The organism is Saliniradius amylolyticus (assembly GCF_003143555.1).
Classification (GTDB): domain Bacteria; phylum Pseudomonadota; class Gammaproteobacteria; order Enterobacterales; family Alteromonadaceae; genus Saliniradius; species Saliniradius amylolyticus.
On record NZ_CP029347.1, the window covers coordinates 1731705 to 1757189 of the forward strand.

Annotated in this window: 24 protein-coding genes and 1 pseudogene; 12 read left to right on the forward strand and 13 right to left on the reverse strand. The window is 52.3% G+C overall.

The genetic code is table 11. The features are described 5' to 3' along the window. Positions 1-7: 7 nt before the first annotated feature. Genes HMF8227_RS08135 through HMF8227_RS08150 form a run of 4 tightly spaced genes read right to left on the reverse strand, consistent with a single transcriptional unit; the run spans position 8 to position 3517 of the window. Positions 8-373: a response regulator gene (locus HMF8227_RS08135; protein ID WP_109339710.1), complete on the reverse strand. Its 366-nt coding sequence runs from the start codon at positions 371-373 to the stop codon at positions 8-10. Beyond that, the gene (locus tag HMF8227_RS08140) at positions 366-2051 is read right to left on the reverse strand and encodes an ATP-binding SpoIIE family protein phosphatase (RefSeq protein ID WP_109339711.1); all 1686 of its coding nucleotides are present in this window, start codon (positions 2049-2051) and stop codon (positions 366-368) included. The genes HMF8227_RS08135 and HMF8227_RS08140 overlap by 8 nt, the downstream gene beginning before the upstream one ends. Then, complete coding sequence (locus tag HMF8227_RS08145; RefSeq protein WP_109339712.1) at positions 2035-2325, reverse strand: STAS domain-containing protein; 291 nt, start codon at positions 2323-2325, stop codon at positions 2035-2037. Before HMF8227_RS08145 ends, HMF8227_RS08140 begins: the two co-directional genes overlap by 17 nt. Positions 2326-2338: 13 nt before the next feature. Beyond that, positions 2339-3517 carry a methyl-accepting chemotaxis protein gene (locus tag HMF8227_RS08150; RefSeq protein ID WP_109339713.1) on the reverse strand — a complete coding sequence of 393 codons (1179 nt, stop codon included), beginning with the start codon at positions 3515-3517 and terminating at the stop codon, positions 2339-2341. A 210-nt stretch (positions 3518-3727) separates the two neighbouring features. Here HMF8227_RS08150 and HMF8227_RS08155 point away from each other — a divergent pair, with 210 nt between their 5' ends. Next, positions 3728-7564: a PAS domain S-box protein gene (locus HMF8227_RS08155; protein WP_109339714.1), complete on the forward strand. Its 3837-nt coding sequence runs from the start codon at positions 3728-3730 to the stop codon at positions 7562-7564. Between the two features lie 5 nt (positions 7565-7569). After that, entirely contained in the window at positions 7570-8733 is a 1164-nt protein-coding gene (locus tag HMF8227_RS08160) for a response regulator (RefSeq protein WP_109339715.1), read from the forward strand. On the opposite strand, the gene HMF8227_RS08165 is transcribed toward HMF8227_RS08160, so the two are convergent. Continuing rightward, positions 8725-9015: a hypothetical protein gene (locus tag HMF8227_RS08165; protein WP_109339716.1), complete on the reverse strand. Its 291-nt coding sequence runs from the start codon at positions 9013-9015 to the stop codon at positions 8725-8727. The two genes, HMF8227_RS08160 and HMF8227_RS08165, sit on opposite strands and share 9 nt — an antisense overlap. 72 nt (positions 9016-9087) lie before the next feature. Between HMF8227_RS08165 and HMF8227_RS08170 the strand changes: the two genes are divergently transcribed. Further along, positions 9088-9978 carry a cation diffusion facilitator family transporter gene (locus HMF8227_RS08170; RefSeq protein ID WP_109339717.1) on the forward strand — a complete coding sequence of 297 codons (891 nt, stop codon included), beginning with the start codon at positions 9088-9090 and terminating at the stop codon, positions 9976-9978. On the opposite strand, the gene HMF8227_RS08175 is transcribed toward HMF8227_RS08170, so the two are convergent. Beyond that, positions 9965-11041, reverse strand: a complete 1077-nt coding sequence (locus tag HMF8227_RS08175; protein ID WP_109339718.1) for a patatin-like phospholipase domain-containing protein — start codon at positions 11039-11041, stop codon at positions 9965-9967. The genes HMF8227_RS08170 and HMF8227_RS08175 overlap by 14 nt on opposite strands. Before the next feature lie 406 nt (positions 11042-11447). Here HMF8227_RS08175 and HMF8227_RS08180 point away from each other — a divergent pair, with 406 nt between their 5' ends. The 5 genes from HMF8227_RS08180 to HMF8227_RS08200 all read left to right on the forward strand — a co-directional run bounded on the left by HMF8227_RS08180 (position 11448) and on the right by HMF8227_RS08200 (position 14352). Continuing rightward, positions 11448-11831 (forward strand): ACT domain-containing protein, encoded by a 384-nt coding sequence (locus HMF8227_RS08180; protein WP_109339719.1) that lies wholly within the window; start codon positions 11448-11450, stop codon positions 11829-11831. Continuing rightward, positions 11831-12328 (forward strand): PTS glucose transporter subunit IIA, encoded by a 498-nt coding sequence (locus HMF8227_RS08185; RefSeq protein ID WP_109339720.1) that lies wholly within the window; start codon positions 11831-11833, stop codon positions 12326-12328. The genes HMF8227_RS08180 and HMF8227_RS08185 overlap by 1 nt, the downstream gene beginning before the upstream one ends. A 357-nt stretch (positions 12329-12685) precedes the next feature. After that, complete coding sequence (locus HMF8227_RS08190) at positions 12686-13036, forward strand: ArsC family reductase (RefSeq protein WP_109339721.1); 351 nt, start codon at positions 12686-12688, stop codon at positions 13034-13036. Further along, on the forward strand, positions 13026-14156 hold the full coding sequence (gene dapE, locus HMF8227_RS08195; protein ID WP_109339722.1) for a succinyl-diaminopimelate desuccinylase: 1131 nt from the start codon (positions 13026-13028) through the stop codon (positions 14154-14156). The genes HMF8227_RS08190 and dapE overlap by 11 nt, the downstream gene beginning before the upstream one ends. A 22-nt stretch (positions 14157-14178) precedes the next feature. Further along, positions 14179-14352, forward strand: a complete 174-nt coding sequence (locus HMF8227_RS08200; RefSeq protein WP_109339723.1) for a DUF2897 family protein — start codon at positions 14179-14181, stop codon at positions 14350-14352. Here the strand turns inward: HMF8227_RS08200 and HMF8227_RS08205 are convergent. Then, positions 14337-14624 (reverse strand): annotated as a pseudogene (locus tag HMF8227_RS08205) (heavy metal-binding domain-containing protein); the annotation flags it as partial. The gene HMF8227_RS08200 and the pseudogene HMF8227_RS08205 overlap by 16 nt on opposite strands. A gap of 304 nt (positions 14625-14928) precedes the next feature. Next, a complete protein-coding gene (locus HMF8227_RS08210; protein ID WP_109339724.1) occupies positions 14929-15348 on the reverse strand; it encodes an HIT domain-containing protein in 420 nt (139 codons plus the stop codon). A gap of 43 nt (positions 15349-15391) precedes the next feature. Between HMF8227_RS08210 and HMF8227_RS08215 the strand changes: the two genes are divergently transcribed. After that, positions 15392-16186, forward strand: a complete 795-nt coding sequence (locus tag HMF8227_RS08215) for a substrate-binding periplasmic protein (RefSeq protein ID WP_109339725.1) — start codon at positions 15392-15394, stop codon at positions 16184-16186. On the opposite strand, the gene astE is transcribed toward HMF8227_RS08215, so the two are convergent. From astE to HMF8227_RS08240, 5 genes are all read right to left on the reverse strand, one after another. Next, on the reverse strand, positions 16161-17198 hold the full coding sequence (gene astE / locus HMF8227_RS08220; protein ID WP_109339726.1) for a succinylglutamate desuccinylase: 1038 nt from the start codon (positions 17196-17198) through the stop codon (positions 16161-16163). The genes HMF8227_RS08215 and astE overlap by 26 nt on opposite strands. Positions 17199-17252: 54 nt before the next feature. Further along, entirely contained in the window at positions 17253-18566 is a 1314-nt protein-coding gene (locus tag HMF8227_RS08225; RefSeq protein WP_109339727.1) for a putative bifunctional diguanylate cyclase/phosphodiesterase, read from the reverse strand. Between the two features lie 149 nt (positions 18567-18715). Next, positions 18716-21202 carry a glycogen/starch/alpha-glucan phosphorylase gene (locus tag HMF8227_RS08230; RefSeq protein WP_109339728.1) on the reverse strand — a complete coding sequence of 829 codons (2487 nt, stop codon included), beginning with the start codon at positions 21200-21202 and terminating at the stop codon, positions 18716-18718. Positions 21203-21415: 213 nt separating this feature from the next. Then, the gene (pgm, locus tag HMF8227_RS08235; RefSeq protein ID WP_109339729.1) at positions 21416-23065 is read right to left on the reverse strand and encodes a phosphoglucomutase (alpha-D-glucose-1,6-bisphosphate-dependent); all 1650 of its coding nucleotides are present in this window, start codon (positions 23063-23065) and stop codon (positions 21416-21418) included. A 12-nt stretch (positions 23066-23077) separates the two neighbouring features. Continuing rightward, complete coding sequence (locus tag HMF8227_RS08240) at positions 23078-23629, reverse strand: replication initiation regulator SeqA (RefSeq protein WP_109339730.1); 552 nt, start codon at positions 23627-23629, stop codon at positions 23078-23080. Between the two features lie 129 nt (positions 23630-23758). Here HMF8227_RS08240 and HMF8227_RS08245 point away from each other — a divergent pair, with 129 nt between their 5' ends. The 3 genes from HMF8227_RS08245 (at position 23759) to fldA (ending at position 25401) form a co-directional block, all read left to right on the forward strand. Continuing rightward, positions 23759-24520, forward strand: coding sequence for an alpha/beta fold hydrolase (locus tag HMF8227_RS08245; protein WP_109339731.1), 762 nt, complete (start codon positions 23759-23761; stop codon positions 24518-24520). A 113-nt stretch (positions 24521-24633) separates the two neighbouring features. After that, a complete protein-coding gene (locus HMF8227_RS08250) occupies positions 24634-24855 on the forward strand; it encodes a DUF2788 domain-containing protein (RefSeq protein WP_109339732.1) in 222 nt (73 codons plus the stop codon). Between the two features lie 21 nt (positions 24856-24876). Next, positions 24877-25401 (forward strand): flavodoxin FldA, encoded by a 525-nt coding sequence (fldA, locus tag HMF8227_RS08255; protein WP_109339733.1) that lies wholly within the window; start codon positions 24877-24879, stop codon positions 25399-25401. Positions 25402-25485: the final 84 nt, after the last annotated feature.

The window sequence follows — 25485 nt, forward strand, 5'->3', positions numbered from 1 at the left end:
CGCACGTTTAATTCAGCACCTTGGCCACTACTGCCAGTAACTTACTGGGATCAAACGGCTTTACCATCCAGCCTGTGGCGCCAGCAGCTCGACCCTGAGTTTTCATCTCATCGCTGGCTTCCGTGGTGAGCACTATTATGGGTGTTCTGGTATAGGCGGGGAGTCCTCGTAATGACTTAATCAGTGTCAGGCCATCCATGTTAGGCATATTCTGGTCGGTCAGGACAAAGTCAAACTGTTCTGACTTCGCCAGGTTCAGCCCCTCCTGACCATCTTTAGCCGCCTTGACTTTGTAATTAGCACTTTTAAGTGTTGCCTCAACCATCTGCCGAACTGAAGGTGAATCGTCCACTATCAATAATGATTTACTCATTGTCTTCCCATTTCACTGTTACTGTTGTTTCGTTCCCGGGCGGCGTCACCTCAACCGCGTGACATAATTGTTTTACTAACATCAGGCCCCGTCCAAAAGCCTCGCTTTCGTTGCCATCCCCCTCGCTTGAATACCCATCACCATCATCTTTAATGCTCAGTCGAAGCAACTGACGGGCGCTGTTGACAAGGATGGTGATTTCGATCCAGTCATTCTCCGATAACGCCTGTTTGCGCTTATCCCGCTGTTCAAGGTAGTCAACAAACCCGTCAAAATCATCTTTCAATTCAGAGGGTAAGCGTAAGATCCCGTGATCCAGTGCATTGTTGTACAGTTCGGTGAACACCGTGTAGGCACGGTGGCGCACTTCTTCCGGTAGATAAATGTTTTTTAATAGCTGGCTAAAGGTGTTCAGCAAGCCAGCTTCCCCGAGCATTCTGCCGCTCACTCTAATCTTGCTTTCCACACACCCCTGCGGTATTTGCTTATAGTGCTCGGTGTTTTCTACAGATTTGTGAAGCTGGGTCAGATCCGTTTCCGCAACAGTAATATCATCCTTATAATCAGTGTTCCCCAGAAACTCATTAAGCGCCCCAATGAGACGCTGTTCCAGTGAAGAACCAGTTTCTGCCAATAGATTTAGCAGTCGCTGCTCGCCAAACCAGTCACCGTGCTGATTACGCTGCTCAGTAACCCCATCACTGAACATCACTAAACGGGTTCCTGCGTCTATAGGCATTCTCTCTGTGGCGACACTGAACAACTTTCTGTCTAACACTCCCAATGCCATATGTTGTGAAGAAAACCGATGTACTATCTTGCCTGGTTCATCAAATAAAAGGACATCAGGCATGCCGCCATTCCATACCCTCAGCTCCCTGGCATTCTGGCTCAGCTCCACCAGACAACAGGCCACAAAGCGATCCCCCAGTCCACTGTCATGAAGACGTTGATTAAGCTCAACGGCCATCAGCGATAACTCACACCCCTTCGCGACCATCGCATGAAAAATATTCGCTAATGGCAATATTTGAATGGCGGCCGCCAAACCGTGACCGGTCGCATCGGCCAGTAGCAAATACACATTCCCATTTGGCGCTTTTCCGGTGAGAAATATGTCTCCACAAAACTCGTCAGCGGCGACCTTCACGACGTCACAATATGGGAGCGGCGTAGAGAATCGAGCCAGCATATTTTCATACACATTGTGTGCAATCTCTTGGTTAAACTGGTGCTGGTAAACCAGATGACGCAGTGCATGTTGCTGGTGCCGCGCGTCTTTAATCAGCTGTTCTGCACCATAGAGCTGGCTCACCTTAAACGAGAGCAGTTCCAGATTAACGGGCTTAACAACATAATCATTCACTCCCACCCGGAAGCACTGCTCAATGCACCGAAAGTCCGCGTCAGTATTGACCACCAGGAGGGGAAGGTCTGGCAAGGCCGCCGCGGTCCTTTTTAGTAGCTCCGTCAGCTCATCGGCTGGCAACTCCATATCCACAAGTACAAACTCGTAGCTCTTGCTGATGCGCTTTCCTTGCAGAGCTTGAGAGTCGATGCAGTCAACCAGACACCCTTTGTAGCTGAAGAAATCTTCATAAAGTAACCCATTCGACGGAGAATCCGTGAGCACCAAGAGGCATCGGGGCAGCGTGAGTTGTTCACTGTCTGAAGTCATACAACTTTTGCATATTCGCCATATTCAAAATGTCCCGGGCAACGCCCGATGCGCCCTCAATAGCCAGTGAAACGCCCTGAGAATTGGCCTCACGGTGCAACAGGACCATCAGACCGAGTGCGGAACTGTCCAGGTAATCCACATCACTGAAATCCAGTATAATGCTGGCGCAGCCAGGCTTGTTGAGCGCGGCCTTATATGCCTGACTGAATATCTTGTGATGGTCGAAGTCAAACCTTTCCGGCAGTCGAATACGTGATACATCTTCGTTCATCCATAGCTCCTTGTTAAAACAGTTCGACATCGCCACTGTTCATGTCGGACGAAGATACTGGATTGCGCTGGGCTGTTAGCCGCTCGGTCACTTCATCGGCACGTCGCCGGGCCTTCTCGATTAAAGAGTCGACAGAATCACGCTGGTGACAGTCCAGCAACTCAGCCACTTCGACCAAAGACTGCTGCACAAACACCAACTGTTGTCCATTGATGTCATCAAACTGCAGGCCACGTATGACCCGGTTCAGCGAACTTTCCAGTTGTTGTGCTATCACATCCAGTTTTTCAATGGTTTGTTCGTCTTCCTGGGTTTTATCCACAATCATGTCCAGTGCCTGGTTGATTTCTTTTTTCGCGTCCATTACATAACTCACGTCCTGAGCCGCAACCTTACCCATGGCCTGGGTGAGTTCGGCAATCTGATCACGAATCTGAGTCAACTGCTGTTGAATCGACTGACTGAATCCCGCCGAGCGATTGGACAGTGCTCGCACTTCATCGGCAACCACTGCAAAGCCGCGTCCTGCTTCTCCTGCACGGGCCGCCTCGATGGCTGCATTCAGGGCCAGAAGGTTCGTTTGCGAAGCGATATCGTCGACGTCTTTTAAAGCCTTCATGATCTCGGGCATGGCTTCATCGATCTGATTCACCTTTTGGAGCAAGTCCATGGAAGAGGCGGACATATTGACCGTCGTGTTGATAAACTGGTCCAGGGTATGCTCGGTGCTTTTGGCAAACTGGTGCATATACTGGCTTTGTGTCACGGGCGACTCGTCACCATTACCATGTTGGACTTCGCTCGTGTAAGTGAGGCGCTTTATCCACTCCCGCTCACTGTCCATTTGTTGCTGTAATTCTGAAAAGGCCTGCGTCAGCGTCGTCGTCGCATCACTTTGAGTACTACGTATTCGCTCTAATGCGTCGTTACATTCATCCAAAGACGTACCAATGCTGCTAAACAACAATGAGGCGTCTCCCACAGCCGCCCCGGAGTCCTCATCCACCCCGTCAGAACGGGCCTTGGCTTCATCGTTGGTTTTATGGGTGTCTGAAAACTTTACCGCGAGCCATGCGCCGAAAGCCATAACGGCCCACCCCACCAGTACGAAGCCGGTCAGTATCAAACCGAGCGAGATGACGGTAGCGAGCGACAACAGGCTCCATTGTGGTCTTGCAAAAAGCTGCAGCACGTACAAATCCTTTTACATTTCAAAAAGTAAGGCCCAAACATTTTGGGGCATGATTTGATTTTCTTACTAACCTACTACTAGTTGGTCATGACGTTAGATCAAGTTTTATTGATTAATAATTAAACTATTCTGTAACGATTGCCGTAGTTATTACACGAACTATTCGATTGCCTGACAGGGTACGAATTCGTGTAGCCAAGGAGGTCAAAGATGACAAGGCAGGCCGGGTTAAGAAAAACAACGGGACGTTGGGTTGTTCTGCTGGGGGCATTCGTCTTGGTCGCGGACGCCCTCATATTAATGCTGCTATCAGACGATGATGATCTCCTCAAACCGTATCGCACGGAACTGACTCAACTTAAACAGCAGATTCTGAGTATCACCGCCAGGCAGAACGACGACACCATCAATCCCACTTGGCTGAGGGAGCAAATAAAAACTCTTCGGCCTCAAATGCCGGTGGTACTGCTGAACTCAGAGCTCGCATTCATTCCCAATCAGCCAGACTTTCAAAGTCTTAGTCTGCCATCCGCTGATGAAATAGAGCGCTCATTAAAATCCAGCAACTTCCACGCAGGCATGGGGAGTTTAAAAATCATACACCCTCAGGAACGCTGGCTTGCACTGCTTCCGGTCGTCCCTCAACCTGCGCGACTGGCTTCCGAAGCTCCCTCATACCTGTTGGTCCCCCTGCCAGAAGAACCTCAGGAGACATTGCTGAATAACGAGATATTCCCAGCTGTGTTAATCATCAATGCCTTACTGGGGTACTTATTTTGGCTCGTATATACCAAAAGGTTCACGCCATTGAAGGGAGCGGGCACACACTACCTCAACTTTTCCAGACAGCCTGATGCCTCTATTCCTCCCTCCGTTCTTGCCCCTGATAATGCAGGAAGTTATAAGCCCGACGACGCTGTGCGGTTTGTCGCCCAAAGCGAATTTACCGCTCTGTTGCAAAGCATACCGGATGCAGCGCTCATATTTGATCACAATAAAGAGGTGATAGAAGCCAACAGCGCCGCCTTGCAACTTCTGGAGTGCGAACCCAGTCAGCTTCAGGGAAAAAAGGTAGAATCTCTAATGGGCATTCAGGATCGTCAGGGACATTCCCTGCTCAGCCGCCCTGCGGTCGAATTACTGCCAAACCGCGGCGATATCATCAGCTTTTCCGACTGTCAGTTGAAAACCGGCCCGGGCCATACCCATCTGGTCTCGTTAACCTTATCGTGTCTCAGCCGAGGCGGTAAAGGACAACGGCGCGCCGTTCTAATCATCAGTGATGAGTCTGCGCTTGAACAGATGCGCTACGAATCTCAGCAGCAAAAATACCTTCTGAACGCCATGTATAGTCATACCCCGGCATTAGTCTATTTAAAAGACCGGCGTTCGGTATATCTAATGGCGAACAATGCCTTTGCCGAATTTATCGGGCGCTCCCAGGAGCATATTATCGGCCAGCGCCCTCAGCAGCTTTTTGAGGGCGCCGTTCTGGAACAGTTGCAGGCACTGGAACAAGAAGTACTCGATAGCGGACTGCCTGTCACCCGTGAAATTGAGCATTTGACTCGTACACCAAGAACTTTTCTGTATCAGGAGTTTCCACTCAAAGACTCTCAAGGTAATGTGCGCTACACCGGCGGCATCGCGTCCGATGTGACCGCAGAGCGCCAGCTAGAGAACACCTTACAGGCACTGGCCACTGACAGTTCTGCCAGGTCTGGAGACAGCTTCTTTAACAGCCTGGTAAAACAGCTACAGCGCCTGACCAAGGCTGACTTTGTATTTATCGGGGAAACCATAAAACGCCCTCATCAGATGATGGTGATCGCAGCCAACCATAAAGGCCAAGAGCATCCCTTATTTTGTTATTACACCGACAACTCGCCTTGCCAGGCAACCCTCCAACAGCAAGGATATTATAGTGTCGACCTGCAAAGTGAGTTCCCGAACAATCAGATATATCATCTACTGAACTTACACTATTACCAGGCAATGCCTTTGCTTGATGCCGAGGGTCAGGCTATTGGTGTGATGACATTATCTTACGAGTCGGAGCCTGAAGATCCCCATTGGCTTAAGAGCACTCTGGAATTATTCTGCAGCCGCGTGAGCGCCGAGTTAAGTCGCGAACGTCTACAACGGCACCTGCATCGTCTGTCCTCCAAACTCTCCAGTCATATCGAAAACACGCCTCTGGCGGTCATAGAGTGGAATTCGGAATTTACGGTGTTAAATTGGAATCACTCTGCAGAAAAGCTGTTTGGATACTCTGCCGATGAGGCTATCGGGCATCCGCTCAATACGTTGATCATCGCTCCTATTCGCTGGGCTTATGACAGCGCCATTCTCAATTACGTGGTGGTCAACCGCACCAATAATAAATGCACCCATACCAACGTTAGCCAGGATGGTCGCGAGGTCCTCTGTGAGTGGGAAAATACCGTTATTTTGAATGATCTGGGTGAGGTGGAAAGCGTCATTTCGGTTATTAAAGACGTCACTGCCGAGCGCCGATTATTGTTTAAAATTCAACAAAAAGAACTCGAACAGCGACAGATGCTCAACTCCATGGTGGATGCCATCATCACCATCGATAACCACGGGCTGATCACCAGCTTCAATCACTCTGCCGAAACCCTGTTCGGTTATTCAGAACAGGATATATTAGGTCAGAACGTTAAAATTCTGATGCCTGCCAACATTCGTCGGCACCATGACCATTACCTGGCAGAACACATGCGCACCGGTATTACCAAGCTCATCGGTACCAGCCGCGAAGTCATGGGTGTTAAGTCCGATGGGACCGAGTTTCCCATGCGACTGTCGGTGAATAAATTGCCGGGCTCCAACAACGATGGAGAGCCACACTTCATCGGTAGCTGCACCGACATTACTCAAGAGAAGCAAAAAGACCAACAGCTCAAACATTCGATGAAGATGGATGCATTAGGGCGACTCACCGGTGGTGTTGCCCATGACTTTAACAATCTTCTCGGCATTGTCTCAGGGTACGCCGAACTGCTGGATATGAGTCTGGATGATGACGCCTTACGTCAATACGCTGCCGAGATTCTCAAGGCCAGTCACCGCGGGGAACGGCTCACCTCCCGCTTGTTAAAGTTCACCCGAAAGCGGGCCGCCGAGCCCAAGCCCATTAATATCAACAACACACTGGAAGAACAGCGGGAAATGTTACAACGCTCGCTCACCCCAACCATTGAAATAGACTTTTCGCTTACTCCCAATCTTCCACAAGTTTCCGTGGATGTGAGCGAGTTTGAGGACGCCCTGCTTAATCTTTGCATCAACGCCAAACACGCCATGGACGGTCAGGGCAGACTGAGCATTCGCACCTATGATTATCAGGGAGCCAGCAAGTCTGAAGAAGATGTGGTCAAACGGCAATGGGTGGTCATGCAAGTGGAAGACGAAGGGATTGGCATGACCGAAGAGGTCAAACAACGACTGTTTGAACCCTTTTTCTCGACTAAAGATGAGGAAAAAGGCACAGGGCTGGGGCTTAGCCAGGTATACGGATTCGTCGATCGAGCCTCGGGATTTATTGAGGTGGATTCCGAGCCCAATAAAGGCGCCCGGTTCAGCTTGTACTTCCCGGCCATTGATGCAAACGAGCACACTCAAAAGGAGGAGGACAGTGTCATGAATCCACCCTACTACGGGAATGAAACCCTACTAATCGTGGATGACGAGGTTGCTCTGGCAGATGTACTGACCACCACACTCAAACACTACGGTTATCAATTGCTGTCAGCGAATTCAGCCGAACAGGCCTTAGAAGTGCTGGAGCATCAACCGGTGGATCTGGTGATCTCAGACGTGGTCATGAAGCATCAGTCAGGTTTTGAACTGGCCAGTCAGGTAAAGCATCGTTTTAAATTACCAGTACTGTTGATCAGCGGCTACTACGATGAATCAGAGCGACGTAATAACGATCAAAGCTACACGCAATTGATCCACAAACCCTTCAGCGCTCGCACACTACTTGAAGCCATAAGAAACACTTTGGAAAACAAAGGAGCATAATCACAATGGAAAAACTACGCTTGCTGCTTGTGGAGGATGAACACGCTTTTCATCAACTTATTACCAAAACACTGTCTGACGACTATGACATCACCATTGCCGATTCGGTTATGCAGGCCACCGATTTAATTGACCAGCAGCACTTTGACTTTGCGCTGGTGGATGAAAACCTCGGTAACGCCAGTGGGTCACAATGGATTCAAACACACCATGAACGTGACAACTTCCCTCGTTCGACCATTATTTACTCCGGCTCGGCGGCCGAAGAAACCCTGCTCAAGGCGCTTGACTGTGGCGCCAGCGACTTTCTTAAAAAGCCTTTTTCGATGCAGGCGCTTAAGCAAAAGCTGGCGAGTTTACAAAAGTATCATGAACGACTGGACGAATATGAAGATCAGTTAAGTAGCAGTAACGAAGTCCTGGTCACCGCCCTGACTCAGGCGGCAAAATTTGGGCAATGTATGCAACTGGTCAAGGAGCTAAACCATTGCATGACACTGGAGCAAATGGCCACATCACTGCAACGGTTCTTCAAGCAGGTAGACCTGAAAGCCATTATCGGATTACGTCTGAACGACCAACAACAGCTTGCCGTGCATACCGAAAAAGGCAGTTGCTCTCCCCTGGAAGAGCAAGTCATTCATGCTCTGGCCAACAAAAAACGCGTATTCACCTACGGTCAACGGACGGCCTTTAATCACGAAGTGGCCTCCATACTGGTGCTGAATTTTGCGCGCAGTCAGGACTCGGAAATTTGGATCGACGCCCTGGCATCACTGATCGAATCCATCGCATCTCGCATTCAGTTTCTCAATTACCATCATTCTGTACTAGAGGTTCAGACCATGCTGGCCAGAACGCTTACCGAAACCCGCAGCCTGGTGAATGCCGCCAAGCAAAACCGCGAGGATACGCTTAACGCCATTCGCCAGAGCATCGGTCTGAGCTTTCATGTACTGGATCTGAGTGAAGAGCAGGAGCAATACCTCAGTGACCTGGTGGAAAAGGCGCTGACCGAAAACGCCAGTGAAGAGAAGACCCTGATGCAGATCCGTCATGCTCTGGATGACATACTGCAGACCATTGATAAAGTCACCGAGCAGCAAGATGCCCCCACCCCTGCGGTGGAGCCTGCGGTGCCAGCGCTCGACGACGATATTCTATTTTAGCTCGCGGCGCTGTTTACTCTGCCACTGGCAGTGCCGGACTAACATGGGATGCGTCTTAAGTGCCTCTAAACTGGCGTAATTCTTGGCCAGACTCATCTCATCAATAAAACGATGGATGGCGCTGTGACAGGGTCGGCACACCCAGATCCCAGCATTAAGTTGCTGCTGACTGCAGGACTTCCTGAAACGTTTGCGACGGTGGACTTTTTTCGGAATTAAGTGATGAAAAGTCAGCCAGGTAGCACGGCCACACAGAGCACACACGGTTGAACGCTCATTCATTGAATCACCTGTAGACTTAGCGACGACCTTTTTCATACACTGACAGTCTATCCAGAGCAATGGATGAGGTCTATGGCGCACCATCACCATCATCATGGTCACTCAACTCAGCGTATCGGGCTGGCATTTTTCCTGAATCTGGCCTTTACCCTGATCGAATTTGTCGGCGGATTGCTGACCAACAGTACCGCCATTCTGGCCGACGCCGTGCATGATTTAGGCGACTCTTTAGCGTTAGGCATGGCCTGGGGCATGGAGAAGCTGAGCCATAAACACCCCAACCAGAACTTTACCTATGGTTTTCGTCGCCTGTCATTGGTGGCGGCTTTGGTAAACGCCCTGGTGTTACTGGTTGGTTCGGTGTGGGTGATAAGCCATGCCATTCCCCGGTTGTGGGACCCTCAGATGCCAGTCGCTGAAGGCATGGTTGTGCTGGCGCTAATGGGCATTGCGGCCAATGGTTATGCGGCCTATAAACTTAGTCATGGCAATACCCTCAACGAACGCGTATTAAACTGGCACCTGCTGGAGGATGTGCTCGGCTGGGTTGCCGTATTAGTGGTCGCCATCGTGTTGTTGTTTGTCGACTGGCCAATTCTGGACCCCATCCTGTCCATCGCCTTTACCCTGTTTATCCTTTTGAATGTGGGCAAAAACCTCTATACCACCATCAAACTGTTCATCCAGGCGTCACCCAACCCAGCTCAATACCAGCAGATGCGTCAGGCCATGCTGGAGCAACAAGGCGTTGAAGACGTGCATCACATGCACTTTTGGTCACTGGATGGCGAGCGCCATGTGCTTACCGCTCATGTGGTGGTATCGGAAAATCTGTCCGCCGATCACCGACACCGGCTCAAAACGGCCCTATCCGGGGCTCTGTCAGAGTTTGAGCTGGCCCACACCACCATCGAGCTGGAGTACCCTGACGAAGTGTGTCGCGACCAGACTAGTTCCGGGTAAACTCAATCGGCCGCATAACCGACGTCAGATCTTGTCGGTGAGTGAGCTCGACAAAGGCCTGACCCAATTCATCGGAACGCCTGATAACTTCCTGCCAATAGGGAATGCGCTGTTCGGGCGGCATGGTTTCGAAATCCTTACGGTCAGGGATCTTACCGTAGGGTAATGAGCCAATAAATTCTGCCGATGGCACCAGCATCACCACGTTATCGTAACTGGCCTTGTGAGGCTGACGACGCCCGCGCTTATCAAACCAGCCAGGTGCAGGCTTAGGCCAAAAATGCGGGTAAAGCACCAACCCCTGCTGCTGTGTGGTGCTCTGCAATGTCAGGTCAAAATGATAATCAATAATACCACCGTCACGATACATGCCTGGGGGAGCACCGGCGATGTCTTTAACACCCTCCAGTACCAAGGGAATTGAACCTGAGGCCATCAGTGCCTGTTGAAGATTATCCGAACGTAAAGGTACAAACTGGCTTGTTATACCGGAGGGATCGCCAAGCATCAGCTCGGTATCGGCACTAAAAACAAAACGCTCAAAGAAATGCCGCAGCTGTCGTCGTCCCAGGGCATTACCAGATGCCGCGCCCAAAAGCCCCAGTAGCTGGGCCTCCTTGCGTTCAAAGCGAGTCAGACCGCGGCTTCGGGCAACGATAAAATGAGCTTTGATAACCGGGTTCTGAATGATCTCCTCAACCCCGGTTTGGCCCAATACATGAGTCAGTAACTGGCGTCCCTTGGCACTGATCTCCGCCGCGTCCGGCCTGTCGCTGTATACGGTATGAGAATAATGTTCCGCCAGACGGTTAATAGCCGCCAGCGGATCGCTTTGCGCAAAGCAGGCGAAGCGAAACGCCCCCGCCGACGACCCCAGTGCGTGCAAGGGACGAGATCGGCCAGCAAAAAACGACGGAAAGATCACCCGATCCAAGCCTGCCAGAACAAACCATTTTGGCCCGCCAGAAGCCCCCAACATAAAGTCAAACAACTCCGACTTCAGTCCTTGTTCGGCTAGGGCTCGATAGGCAGTCCTACCGGCATAAATATCCAAAAGTGCCATATTCCGACTCATACACGTATTTGAGGCCGATTATAAGCAGATAGAGTCAAAACGTCATTCCATTACAATTAATTAGCAAAACCATAAGTGCAAAAGAAGACCTAATACCGGTACTTGCCAACCAAAGAAACAATATAAAGTAAGTCACGTGCCTGTAGATGTGAACAAATCTTGTTTTTCTGCCATTTTGATCAAAAACTCAGCCCTGTCTGGGGATAAAACCGGCATTGATTAAAAACCAAACGGGATAACTAATTGCTTTATTTTCATGGCGTTATGACTGTTATAAAGAGAGATCAACAAGGTTATCCACAGATATAGTGGATAACTAAAAATAAATGCCTTGCATCGTCATTATGGCTCTCGCAAAATGAATTGGTCGATTACGGGAAAATGGGGGAACGCCATGACCAAGCAAACACTGGCCATCTTGCCGGAAACCTTCACCATCTACAGCTTGCATACTCAGAGTGCGATTCCTCCTTCGGTGCTAAGCAGTCCTATCTTCTTTATCGGCAAGACCTATGACGAACTGTCATTGGTGGTGCCCGAACCGGTATATATCGAAGCCGAAGAGAGCGATCCAGACTGGCGCGCTCTGGAAGTGCTGGGCCCGCTGGAACTGTCGATGGTAGGCATCATGGCTCAAATCGGTAATGTATTGGCACAGGCAAAAGTTAGCATCTTTGTGGTCTCCACCTTCGAGACCGATTACTTTTTGGTTAAACAACAGGATCTGGACGCCGCTCAACAAGCTTTACAGCAGGCCGGTTACAAGGTCATGGACTGATGCTCCCGCTGTTTCAGCCTAAAGCCCCGGAACACTGTCGCCTGTCGCTGACGCTTACCAGCCCGGTCAGTGGTCACAATCAAGCCTCGGTCGACCTGGACAACGCCCTTATCAACAGCGGATGTCTGGGCCATGGCTGCGCCATTACTCCGACCTGTGACTATTTACAGGCTCCCTTTGACGGACAGGTTTTGGCACTTTCCAACGGCCATGAACAATTAAGACTGAAAAGCCAGCAAGGCCTGGAACTGATCCTACACCTTGGCCTGTACAGCCACAGTTGGCACCGCTGCGGTTTCAGCCCGCTACTCAAACCCGGTGAACGTTTCAGTCAGGGACAGCGACTGATGGAATTCAATCTTCGGCAATTAAAAACTCAGGCCGAGTGGCCCTATTGCCTGCTACTGTGTCCACAATGGCGGAAGCTCCAAGCCATCACCGTACACCCTGGTCAGGTTTTTGCCGGTCAGGACCCCTGCATGACTCTATATCTCTAGGGCGTGTTAATCCTTCGCATATTGTTTTTTCAGCAGTTTGCCGGGGTCGAGTACAAGGCAGAGCCAATGTAGTTTGGTGACTCCAAATAAGTCTGGCAATAACGCAGTAATAGAGCCCGACAAGCACTGCCCCACGGGGCTCAACCCAAAGGCTCTTGCACTTTGTTGCAGGGTTTTGACTGAGCCCCACTAGGCCTGCAACCCTGCGCCGCGCTCAAAAGCCTTTGGAGTTGAACAAAATTCATATTCGAAGGATCAACACGCCCCAATCAGATCGGTATAACCCTCGTCTTTATCTTTACTCCGGGCTTGTTTAAGCTTGCTCACATCCGATAACTCATCAACCTGAACGAGACTATGACCACCCTTTACGGCATTAAAAATTGCGACACCATCAAAAAAGCCCGCAAATGGCTGGAGCAACACCAAATTCCCTATCAGTTTCACGACTACCGTCAGGATGGCCTGGATAAAGACTGGCTGAATCAGCGCGTTCAGGAGCTGGGCTGGCAGCAAGTACTCAATAAGCGCGGCACGACCTACCGCCAGTTAAGTGACGAGCAAAAAGCCAACCTGGATGAAGCCAGCGCCATTGAGCTTTTGGCCGAATACCCGGCCATGATCAAGCGTCCCCTGCTGGCCCACGACGGCCAGCATTATCTGGGTTTTAAGGCCGACGATTACGCCGAGGTGTTCAATGCAAAATGACGTACTGGCGCTCGCCAAGGCGCTGATCAATCGCGATTCCGTGACGCCCGATGACGCTGGCTGTCAGCCGATGATGGCGGAATTTTTGAAGCCGCTGGGCTTTAACATTGAGACGCTGCCCTTTGAAGACACGTTAAACATGTGGGCCCGTAAAGGCCACCAGGGGCCGGTGTTTTGCTTTGCCGGTCATACCGATGTGGTGCCCCCGGGACCATTGGAGAAGTGGATTAGCCCTCCGTTTAAGGCCACCGAAAAAGACGGCCTGCTGTATGGGCGTGGTGCAGCAGATATGAAAGGCAGCCTGGCTGCCATGTTGGTAGCCACCCATAACTTTGTGCAAAAACACCCGGATCACAAAGGCTCCATCGCTTTTTTAATTACCAGCGATGAAGAAGGCCCCTTTATCAACGGCACCACGCGCGTGGTCGATACCTTAGAAGCCAGAAACGAAAAGATGGACTGGTGTCTGGTGGGAGAGCCGTCCAGTACCGATAAGCTGGGTGATGTGGTGAAAAATGGCCGACGCGGCTCACTGACCGGCTTTTTAACCGTCAAAGGCGTTCAGGGCCATGTAGCCTACCCTCACCTGGCCGAAAATCCGGTACACACCAGCGCCGCTGCTCTGGATGAGTTAGCCCGAACCCATTGGGACGAAGGCAATGAATTCTTCCCGCCCACCAGTTTCCAGATTTCTAATATTAACGGTGGCACCGGAGCGGGCAACGTGATCCCGGGTGAGTTGGAAGTACAGTTTAACTTCCGTTTTTCTACCGAGGTCACCGCCGAGCAATTAAAGCAGCGCGTGATGGGCATTCTGGATACGCATCAACTGAACTATGATCTGGATTGGCTATTAAACGGTCAGCCGTTTTTAACCGCCGAGGGTGAGCTGGTCAGTGCTACTAGGGCAGCCATCACTGAAACCTGTGGCTACGACACCGAGCTATCCACCGCTGGCGGCACTTCAGACGGTCGCTTTATCGCCCCTACCGGTGCTCAGGTGGTAGAGCTTGGTCCGGTCAATGCCAGCATCCATAAAATCAATGAGCATGTACGGATTGAGGATCTGCGCCTGCTGGCAAAGGCTTATGAATCTATTCTGGAGAAGCTGCTGACCTAGCCAGCAGCACAAGGAGCCTACTATGGAGCTACACTGGCTTTGGATCACCCTGCTGGTGATCGGCTTTATCGTCAGCAACCTGATGCTGCTGAAATACACCGCTAAATTTAAGATGACGCCCAAAAAAGACCCTTTTGAATCCACAAAAGGATCTCACAAGGACGAGACGGCAGCGAAAGATCAGGACTCTCGATAGCGCACGGCGGTCCCGCAGATGCTGACCATCAGCATGCTGCCCTTGCCGCCCACCACCTCGTAATCGATGTCGATGCCGATTACCGCGTTGGCGCCCAGCATCCTGGCCTCGTTCTCTAATTCGGTGAAAGCGATTTTGCGCGCCCGGGTGAGCTCATTTTCATAAGCCCCGGAGCGTCCACCAACAATATCGCGAATGGAAGCGAACAGATCGTTAAACAGATTGGCGCCCATCACCGCCTCGCCAACGACCACGCCGAAGTATTCCTCGACCGTCTATACCAATCCGTATAGATCTTTAATCACTCAGCAAGAGCTAAAATGTGCTCTGGCAAGGCAGGTCATCGATGGTTTAGTGGGTCTAAATCGAGGTGGCCTAACACAGTCAGAGTGCGTTTTAGCCTTGCCCACGGGGAGCGGCCAGAAGGCCCTATCTCTGTGTTGGCACTTCTTGACATAGCACCACTATGCCTGCGAAGCACCGCCTTGACCTAAGGCCTTTTGACCCGCTCTGAGAGGTTAAAGATCTATACGGATTGGTATTATATCCAGTGTATGAGTGGTGGTGACTATCATCCTATAAACTCCTTATCTTCTCGTTAATGGCCTGCGCCACAAAATCAACCCGTTGCTGTGCCTGCGCCTTAGTATAGGCCAGCGGTTGCACCCTGCCCCATACCGGATCAGGCCAGGCCGCATCCGTTGTCTGTCGGGCTATATGATGCAGGTGCAGCTGAGGCACATGGTTCCCCAGCGCCGCCACGTTTAGTTTATGGGCCTTAAAGTCATCTCTTAGGATCTCGCTGACCCAGGCGGATTCCCGCCACAGGGTTTGCTGCTCAGAAAAGCTAAGGTCGATAATCTCCCGAGCCTCTTCCACTCGGGGTACCAGAATCAACCAGGGGAACTGAGCATCATTCATCAATAACAAATCGCTTAACGGCATAGAAGTGACCGCAAAACAGTCCCGACTGAGTTGTGGATGCAATTGAAACATTCTATTCTTCCAAAATTAATTCGCGTTCAGTGTAGGTAAGATCTTGAACTTCTGGGAGCTAACCTGGCAGTCCATGCGCAACGCGCTGGCAGTATTCCCATACAGACGCGCTGGATTTATCCTGCTCGCGCCGTTTTTCAGCTTCCCCTTAGCGGCTTCAGGACTCATTTTACCTGCTGTTACCGTCGTTACCGAACTGTCGCCGCCCGCTCAGACCATCGTCAGTAATGAAGTCGACGGCGTTTTTACCCGCCGGGTACGTCAGGTACTTCAAGACGCGGGAATAGAAAGCCAGTTTTATATTTATCCCTGGGCTCGGGCGCTGAACAGAGCCAAAACTCATCCCAACACGCTGATTTACGGTATTGCCAAGACCCCGCAGCGCCAGTCAGATTTTGTCTGGTTGGGTGAAATCGGCACCTACCAGTTGGGCCTCGTACACCTGAGCCAACGACCCGTAGGAATTAACGCCCTAGCCGATCTTCAGCGCTTCAGCATTGCTGTGCAGCGCGAAGACATTGCCTATCAATACCTGAGCGAACTGGGACTGGATAAACAGTTAATGGTTACCGCGGATATTCAGGCATCCTGGCGGTTGCTGCTCAATGGTAAGGTGGATCTGGTGGTGGATGACCCCAATGCGATGCACGCTCTGCGCGAGGAGTTTGGTTTACCCCCCGAAGCGGTGACCTATGCATTTCCCTTAGAAGCCCTCTTTACCACCACCTATCTGGCCGCTCACCCCAACACGCACCCGGAGGTTATCCAAAGGGTGCGTCAGGCGCTGGCCGATCTTAATCGTCGCCAGCCATTTAAATGGTCGTCGGCACCACGGTAAGCAGCGCTCGCTGCCCGAGTGCCACCTTGGCATTGGGGAATACGATAGCCTCACCATCCTGCTCGGCCACATAGGTGGCACCCGGCTCTTCCGCCAGCACCGTACCCTTAGGATAATCGGTGAAATTTGGTGTATCGTCGGCAAAATTCAGGCGAAAATCCTCTTTCGTGCGGTTGATCACCTGATTGACTTCATAGATATGGAAGTCATCCGGGTTATAGGCCGGGAACGACAGTTCCGCCTGACTCACCAGCGCCGTGAGGGTCTGACGGGCCTTCTCGAAGCGGGTCATATCATTCTGCCCAAAGGGGCGCACCTTACCCAGTTCGACGGTAAAGGCATCGGCATCAAACTCATTGGATGAGTAATAGCTAAAGGTGGTCGTAGGACCATTGGACAGCAAAATGGTATTCACTCCGCACGCCAGTAAAAACTGTAACTGTTCGGTCTTCCACGGCTTGCCATGACGATAGGGATAAACGGCAAACTTCTCGTTCTTGGAGGCTCGAATCGCGGTATGCAGATCGTAGTGGCAGCGATAGTTCTGCCCCTGCTCATTGCCCTGTGCGTAAAAGTCGGCGATGGATTGCTCCAGCTGCTTAGCGCGGCGACGTTCGTCATTGACCAGTCCCGGCGTGTCAGAATGCGCGCCGCTGAACAGGCGATTCATGTTTTCCTCCACGAAGCGCTCACCAATGTCCATGGCGGGTAAATTACCGAATAACACCAGCACCCGCTGGCAGGTCTCAAGTTCACCAGTCAGAAGCGCCCTGACCAGATCATCACAAATCTCGATGGGAGCGGTTTCGTTACCGTGCACGCCACAGGACAGCACAATATCTTTTCCCTGATGCTTAGCGGCTGAAAACTGAATGATCCCCGGCGCGGTCACCCTAACCCCGGTGCCATTGGCGAGGGTAAGATCAATCGGAGTATCAAGCAGTTCGGGTTGGGTGCGACTGAGATGCAGAAAGTCGCCTTGTTCGGTCAGACGTTGTTGTAATTGGTTCATGTTGTGCTTTGTAGGGTTACTCAGTTATGGGTGTTATAACTGACCCAGAAAGTACTAACCTACACGATTACGGTAAGCTAGCGAGTCACCGACAATTAAGTCCGACTGAGTCAGTTCCAGAAAGTCCGCTATTGTAACAGCTTTTGAGAACAAAAATCCCTGCCCGGTCTGCACGCCCATTTCTCTGAGCACATGCAGATGTTCCATCGTCTCAATGCCCTCGGCGATGACACTGCAATTCTTGGCGTTGGCAATCACCTGGGTGGCTTCGATGATGGCTTTATTGACCGGATTAGTATCCAGCCCCATGACAAAGCTCTTATCAATCTTGATGGTATCCAGAGCAATGTCGCGGATATAACCCAGATTGGAATAGCCTTTACCAAAGTCATCCACAGCAATGGTCATGCCGGTGGCTTTGAGCTGTGACAGCTGCTTTTTCACCATCAATGAACTGGACAGGGCCACATCCTCGGTGAGTTCCAGCTCAATATTGCTCAGCTCGATCCCGTAATAGGTGGCCAGGTCGTTAATTTTACTCAGCAAGCGCGAGTCGTATAGCTGGGTGGGAGAGATATTAATCGACACCTGAACCTGCTGGCGTGCCATTTCAAACTCGAAGGCGCTACGGAAGCCCGCTTCCAGCACCCAGTAGCCCAACTCGTTCATCATGTTGTAGGACTCGGCCGCCTCGATAAACACGCCGGGCACGATAACGCCGTCCAATGGGTGGTTCCAGCGCAGCAAACACTCCGCCCCTGTGATGGTCAAATCCGACAGCCGCACCTTAGGCTGAAAGTACAACTCCAACTCATCGTTATTAATGGCACGTTTAAGATCCGCTTTGAGCGCCAGTGCCCGACCAGAATTAGGCTGTTCGTGGATGCGCACCACATGGAAGTTTTTGTACTTATCGGCCTTGGCCTGTTTCAGCGCCGACTCGGCACCGGAAAACAGCTTAGTGATGTCACGGTTGCCCTGATTATTGGCCACCGCACCCACATTAAAGTCGGCCACAAAGGCTTGTTCGTTAAAGGTGATGGGGGTTTTGAAGTGGTCGGTGAGATGGGCGTAGAATTTTTGCAGTTGCAGGTCTGAGTGGGTCCCGGGCAAGACCAGCCCGAAGATATCGCCACTTATTCGCCCTATTAAGGCTTTCTCACCAAACAGGTTTTTAATCCGAAAGGCCACCTGAGCCAGAATGGCGTCCCCCACCTCATAACCATAGCTGGAGCTGACATCGGAAAAACGCACTACATCGATCAGCAGCAAGGATACCTGCTCATTCTCCGCCACCAACTTATCAATGCGATCTAAAAACGCATAGCGGTTGGGGATGGTCGACAATGATCGATAAATGAAATTCACTCAGAGACAGCGCTTGTTATGGTTATTATCAATTTGATAATAACTGTGGTGGCGGGCAAAAAAAAGCCCAAAACCAGTAATTTTGGGCTTTTTAGCGGTGTCCCCTGACAGAAAGGGGAATTTTTCGCCTCTACGGCTGTAACCCCGACCTATTTTTCCACGTCGCAGGGGGTCAGCTTCCAGATCTTACTGACATAATCCTGAATCGAACGGTCCGAGGTAAACTTGCCCATGTAGGCGGTATTCAATATGGCTTTGCGCGCCCAGCCTTTGCTGTCACGATACGCCTTATCCACCTGCTTGTGGGCCTCTGAGTATGCCTCAAAGTCCGCCAGTACCAGGAAGGGGTCGCCGCCTTCCAGCAGGCTGTGTTTAATGGACACCAGCTGCCCGGGTTTACCCGGCGTAAAGTAGTCGGTCTCCAGCCAGTCCAGCACCGCCTTGATTTCTGCGTTGTTGTAGTAGAAATCTTTGGGGTTATAGCCCTTGGTGCGCAGCGCTTCCACTTCTTCTACGGTCAGGCCGAAGATAAACACATTGTCCTCGCCCACTTCCTCAGCAATCTCGATATTGGCGCCATCTAAGGTGCCTACGGTCAGCGCACCGTTTAAGGCCAGCTTCATGTTGCCGGTACCGGAAGCTTCCTTACCGGCGGTAGAGATCTGCTCGGAGACATCCGCCGCCGGAATCATCTTCTCGGCCAGAGAGACCCGGTAGTTGGGCAGAAACACCACCTTCAGCTTATGGTTAACCCGCGGATCGTTATTGATGCGCTCGGCCACCTTATTGATAGCCAGGATAATGTCCTTGGCCAGCTTATACCCCGGCGCTGCTTTAGCACCAAAGATAAAGGCCCGCGGATGCATGTCGTAATCGGGGTTTTCCAGCAAGCGGCGATACAACGCCATGATGTGCAGCAGATTCAGGTGCTGACGCTTATACTCGTGCAGACGTTTGATCTGAATATCGAAGATCATCTTTGGATCCAGCTCTACGCCGGTCAGCGCCTTCACTTCCTCGGCCAGCGCCACTTTGTTCTCATGCTTTATCTGCATAAACTGCTTCTGGAACTTGGCATCGTCGGCGAACTTATCCAGCGCACTCAGCTTGTCCAGTTGCAGCGGCCAGTCACTACCAATCTTGTCGTCGATCAGGCCCGACAGCTTCGGATTACAGGCTTTCAGCCAGCGACGGGGCGTAATGCCGTTGGTCACATTGGTCAGCTTACCTGGCCACATCTGGTCGAACTCGGGGAACAGATTTTGTTTCACCAGCTTGGAGTGAATCGCCGCCACACCATTGACCGCAAAAGAGCTGATCACCGACAAATGGCCCATGCGTACCATCTTCTCACCGCCCTCTTCGATCACAGACAGCTTGCGCTTCATGGCATCGTCGCCCGGCCAGTGCTGATCGACCAGCCGCATAAAGCGGTGGTTGATCTCGTAGATGATCTCCAGGTGACGCGGCAGCACATGCTCCAGCATTCGGGCCGGCCATTTCTCCAGCGCCTCTGGCAACAGGGTATGGTTGGTGTAAGCAAAGGTGTTGGTACAGATTTCCCAGGCCTTGTCCCAGTCCATTTCGGCCCGGTCTACCAGGATGCGCATCAGCTCGGGGATGGCAATAGCCGGGTGGGTATCGTTAAGCTGGATCACCACCTGCTCGGCAAAGCGGCTCCAGTCGTCGCCGTGGGCCCGCTTGTAACGGCGGATAATGTCTTTCAGCGAGCAGGCGCAGAAGAAGTATTGTTGGATCAGTCGCAGTTCTTTACCCGCTTCGGTTTCGTCATTGGGGTAAAGGACCTTGGAGATGGTTTCCGCCTGCACATTTTCGCGCTGGGCGTCCACATAACCACCGGCGTTAAACACGTCCCAGTTAAAGTAGTCCGACGCCTGGCTTTCCCACAGGCGCAATACGTTGACCGTATTACCGCCATAGCCCACCACCGGAATATCCCATGGCACGCCCTTAACAATGGAGCCCGGGTGCCATTCTTTTTGAATCGCGCCCTGCTCGCCGTATTTGGTTTCCACATAGCCGTACAACGGAATTTCCTGAATCGACTCGGGACGGCAAATCTCCCACGGGTTGCCGTAGTCGCGCCAGCTGTCCGGGCGCTCAATCTGGGCGCCTTCCTGAATTTCCTGACGGAACAGGCCGTGCTCATAGTGCAGGCCGTAACCGATGGCCGGATAGTCCAGTGTCGCCAGCGAGTCGATAAAGCAAGCCGCCAACCGGCCCAGACCGCCGTTGCCCAGCGCCATATCCGGCTCCTGCTCCATCACATCGGTCAGGTTGATGCCAAGCTCCATCAGCGCCTGTTCGGTTTTTTCAAACAGCCCCAGGTTATGCAGGTTGTTGGACATCAACCGGCCCATCAAAAACTCGGCTGAGAAATAATGCACCGCGCGGGTGTCGTTCAGGTAGTGACTCTTCTGAGTCTTACGCAGACGCTCAAACACCTGCTCCTGCACCGCCGAACAGGCCGCCTTCCACCAGGCATGATCGTTGGCTTTGTTTTCATCGGTGCCCAGAGTGCGGTGCAAATGGCGCACGATGGCGTCTTTAATGTCGTCCTTGCTGAGTTTCTGCAGTGCTTGGTCCTTCACTGCATTGTTGTTTGAGTGGGTCATAGTGGCTCCTGTTCGGATGCTGATGGTTTCAAGCTTAGTCCAGGATCAGCATCGGAGTTTGTAATTAAATTACAGATGCCACTAAGTTTAATGGATCCACCGTCGAAAGGAACGCCAGGATGTGACTATATTGTTAAAAAAATGGCGTTGAATACGTATTCAACGCCAAACTCGTTATTTTTTTACAAAAAATTAACGACGCATCAACAACAGTTAAACATTCGCCTCGGCGAACACGTTGGCCACCAATTGCTGGGCTTCGGTTAACAACTGCTCCAGATGAGTCTGGCCCTTAAAACTCTCGGCGTAGATCTTATACACCGCCTCGGTGCCTGAGGGCCTGGCTGCAAACCAGCCATTCTCGGTACACACCTTCACCCCGCCCAGCGCCGCATCATTGCCCGGCGCTTTGGTTAATACCCGGGTAATGGGTTCACCGGCCAGCTCTTTGGAGGTCACCACCTCGGCGGTCATGGCCGCCAGACACTGTTTTTGCGCCCCGCTGGCCGCCACATCAATACGCTGATAGGCCGGCTCGCCGTGCTCTTTGGTCAAGCGCTGGTAATGCTGGCCTGGGTCCTTACCGGTTACCGCCAGCATTTCCGCCGCCAGCAGGCACAGGATAATGCCATCCTTATCGGTGGCCCATGCCTCTCCATTACGGCGCAGGAAGATGCCGCCGGCGCTTTCCTCACCGGCAAAGCCCATGGCGCCGCTTTGCATATGCTGAACAAACCACTTAAAGCCCACCGGCATTTCCTGCAGGGGCCGCTGTAATTTTTCGGCCACCCGGTCGATCATGCTCGACGACACCAGCGTCTTACCGATGGCCAGATCGCTGCGCCACTCGGGGCGGTGCTGGTAGAGATAGTCGATCACCACCGCCAGATAGTGATTGGGGTTTAACAGGCCAGACTCGCGGCTGACAATGCCGTGGCGATCGGCGTCCGGGTCGTTGCCGAAAGCCAGGTCGAAGTCTTTACGCAGCTCAATCAGGCCCGCCATGGCATAAGGCGAAGAGCAGTCCATGCGGATCTTGCCGTCCTTATCACAGGTCATAAAGCGAAAGCTGGGGTCCACCGACTGATTGACGATGGTCAGATCCAGTTGGTAATGCTCGGCAATGCGCTTCCAGTAAGCCAGCCCGGCGCCGCCCAGCGGGTCCACCGCCAGTTTAAGACCCGATTTGGCAATGACCTGCATATCCACCACATTGGCAAGGTCGGCCACATAATCCTCGGCAAAGTCTTTTTCGCTTACTCGGCCACTATCCATCGCTGTAGCAAAGGGCTGGCGCTGAACGCCTTTTAGCTCCGCTCGCAGCAATTCGTTGGCGCGGTTCTGGATCTGATCGGTGACCTGCTTATCCGCCGGGCCGCCATGAGGCGGATTGTATTTAAAGCCGCCATCCTGTGGCGGATTGTGCGATGGGGTAATCACAATGCCATCGGCCTTTAGGGCCTGCTCGCGATTATGGGTCAGGATAGCGTGACTGATCACCGGCGTGGGTGTATAGCCGCGGTCTTTTTCGATCACAAGCGCCACACCATTGGCCGACAGCACCTCAATGGCGGTGATAAAGGCCGCCTCGGACAGCGCATGGGTGTCCATGCCCACAAACAGTGGCCCTTCAATGCCGTGCTGCTGGCGATATTCGGCCAGCGCCTGACAGATGGCGGCAATATGGGCATCGGTAAAACTGGCCAGAACCGAGCTGCCGCGGTGTCCCGAGGTGCCAAAGCTCACCAGCTGCTCAGGGTTATCGGTGTCCGGCGTTTTGCTGTAATACTCCGCCACGAGGCGCGGAATATTGGTTAACTGGTCGTCGGTGGGCGTCTTACCCGCTTGCGGATGCAGGGCCATGGGCTCTCCTGTTTATTCGCTGGTTAAGGTGTCTTTCAACTCCGGGGCTAAAATCAGCGCCAGGCGCTGAGCGTCTTGCTGGTTGTAATCCAGAAGTCGCGCAACTTCAATCACCATCTGGGCTTTTTTACGGGTATTGTTGTTGGTGACCACCCAGAATTCCGTTTCCGGCACCGATTTCGGATTGGTGCTGCTGCCACTGGATAACAGCTCCGCCTTGGAGCGGGCAAAGTACACCCGGTTGCGGCCCTTTAACTCCAGCACCCGGCTAAAGCCCTCGCCGTGCGCCTTAGCCAGCTGCGACAGGATGCCCAAAAAACGCTCCACCCGGCTGCTCTGCGTATCCACGCCTGACTGGCTGATGGCGGCAAAGATATCTTGCTCACCAGAGCCAACCGCTACCGGGGCGGGCGCCGGTGTGGCCTTAGGAGAGGCTGTCGGTGTGTGGGGCTTCTCATCGCCCAACAGTAAACGTCTTAGAATTTGTGAGGCACTCTCGCCGATGTGCTCGGTCTGGGCAGCGATGTAACGGTACAGATCGTCATCGATTTCAATAGTTTTCATGGTATTTCGTGGTTCCGGCTGGATCAATCTGGCGCGTATTATACTTAGCTGACGTCAAGGTTACAGTCTCGCCGTAAGCGGTATTTCTGTGGTATAACCGCGATCATCAGTCTCCGACCTTTCTTTGCCATGCTTAATTATCAACGCGCCGGCAACGGCCCGACCCTGGTTTTACTGCACGGCCTGTTTGGCAGCCTGGAAAACCTCAACAGCATCAAACGCGCCCTAGAGGACAGCTTCGATGTGCTGTCTTTGGATCTGCCCGATCATGGCGATTCGCCCCGCAGCGAACGCTTCAGCTACGCCCATTACGTGCAGCAGGTTATAGAACTGCTGGACAGCCTGAATATCCGGCAGTGCTCGGTATTGGGCCACTCCATGGGCGGTAAAGTAGCGATGCAGCTTGCCCTGCACCACCCCGAGCGAGTGGACAAGCTATTGGTGGCCGATATTGCCCCGGTGGCCTACTCCGCTCGCCATGACACGGTCTTCGACGGTTTAAATGCCGTGGAGCTGGACGGCCTGAAAAGCCGCACTCAGGCCGACAAGCAAATGGCCGAGTATATCCGTGAGCCCGGGGTGCGCCAGTTTCTGTTAAAGAGCCTGAGCAAAACCGACCACGGCTGGCAGTGGAAGTTTAACCTGCCCTTGCTGGAGCGCGATTACAAAGCCATCACCGGCTGGCCCGAAACGCAACGCACCTTCGACGGCCCCACGCTGTTTATTAAAGGTGGTGACTCGGACTACATCACCGCGGATCATCAAGGCACCATCGGTGATCATTTTCATGCCGCCAGGGGTAAAATCCTGCAAGGGACCGGCCACTGGCTGCATGCCGAAAAACCAGCCGCCTTTAATAAAATTGTGCAGGATTTTCTCGACGGCGACTGACCCCCGCCATGCAGCAAAAACAGCGGCTAAACAACAATCATTTGCGTTAGCTCAATAGAATCGCATCCGGCGCTGTGCTATAGTGCGCGCCGTTTTCACTAGGCAGGCATCGAATGTTAGGCGAGTATTACGAACAGATCGAAGCGGTGGGTTTAAATCTGACCCTGGCTGTCCTATTTATACTTATGGGCGTCGCTGTACACGATGTGCTGAAAAAGAATCAGGTGCCCATGGCAGGCCGGTTTGTGGCCTATCTGGTGCTATTTTTAGGGGCCGCCGGGTTTATCGCCAAGGGCATTATTCAACTGTTCTGGCAATCCACTGGCGTTGGCTAAATTCTTGAGGTAAGACAATCTATGGCAAGTGTGGGACTGTTTTTCGGAAGCGACACCGGTAATACGGAACATGTCGCAAAGATGATCCAGAAAGAGCTGGGCAAAAACCTGATCGAGGTGCATGACATCGCCAAGAGCAGCAAAGAGGATATTGCCGAGTTTGATCTGCTGCTGTTCGGCATCCCCACCTGGTATTACGGCGAAGCGCAGTGCGACTGGGATGACTTCTTCCCCGAGCTGGAAGAGATCGACTTTACCGATAAGCTGGTGGCCATCTTCGGCTGCGGCGACCAGGAAGACTACGCCGAATACTTCCTCGACGCCATGGGCATGGTGCGCGATATCGTCGAAGCCAAGGGCGCCATCATCATCGGCCACTGGCCCACCGACAGCTACGAATTCGAAGCCAGCCGCGGCCTGGTCGACGACGACCACTTCGTGGGCCTGGGCATCGACGAAGACCGCCAGCCCGAACTGACCGAAGAACGGGTCAAAGCCTGGTGTAAGCAAATCCACGAAGAGATGTGCTTGTCGGAATTGGAGTAAAGCCAATTCAACAATTGGATAGTGAATAGCAAAACGGGAGCCATCGGCTCCCGTTTTGCTATCAATTCAACACCGAACAACTGT